Below are 682 nucleotides of genomic sequence, written 5' to 3'. Positions count from 1 at the left end.
AGGCACCGGGAACCCATGCCTCCGTAATATCGTCGTCATTCACACCGTGACGGTGCAGTGCGTCGTAGGCACCGCCTAAGAGTCGACTGCCGATAAACTCGTTGAAACGAGCTATAACAATACCTATTTTAAGACCTGCTCCGAGTAATTGCCCTTCTTTAATCTGTGCCATAATATATCTCCTTTAATATAAAAATTTAAAATCCGTTTTCCAAAAGTGTTTGTAATGACAAAGAGCCGCCCTTTTTCTCATACGGAACGGTGAGCTTCATAATATATTTTGCTATAACATCCGTTTCCAGGTTGACAACGGCGCCGGCTTTTTTCTCCGACAAGGTCGTATGGCCCGATGTATGGGGAATAAGAGATACGGAGAACTCTGTGTCCGTCACGGAAACGACAGTCAAGCTGACACCGTCAATACAAACGGAGCCTTTTTCCACAATAAAACGCAATAAGTCGTCGGAGGCTGTAATATGGTATATATGTGCTATACCGTCTCGGACTATGCGGGAAACGGTCCCCGTACCGTCAATGTGTCCGCTCACGATATGTCCGCCTAAACGTCCGCCTACGGCGACGGCTCGTTCCAGATTCACCGTACTGCCGTTGCGAATATCTTTAAAAGACGAACGCCGCATGGTTTCATGCATTACATCGGCACAAAAAGAGCTGTCTGTCA

At 46.9% G+C, this 682-nt stretch carries 2 protein-coding genes; both read right to left on the bottom strand.

Annotation, left to right across the window (positions count from 1 at the left end; translation table 11 throughout):
- Positions 1-172 (bottom strand): 6,7-dimethyl-8-ribityllumazine synthase (locus tag PGX78_RS06825; protein WP_270446074.1); only part of this gene is annotated, 172 nt, incomplete at its 3' end.
- Between the two features lie 25 nt (positions 173-197).
- Positions 198-682, bottom strand: a 485-nt coding sequence (locus PGX78_RS06820) for a riboflavin synthase (protein ID WP_270446068.1), incomplete at its 5' end; no start/stop codon positions are given.

Origin of the sequence: Megasphaera sp. AF13-6AC (assembly GCF_027685385.1) — a bacterium.
Lineage (GTDB): Bacteria > Bacillota > Negativicutes > Veillonellales > Megasphaeraceae > Megasphaera > Megasphaera micronuciformis.
Note: the sequence above shows the minus strand (reverse complement) of the source record. Positions and strands in the feature narration are given on the sequence as shown.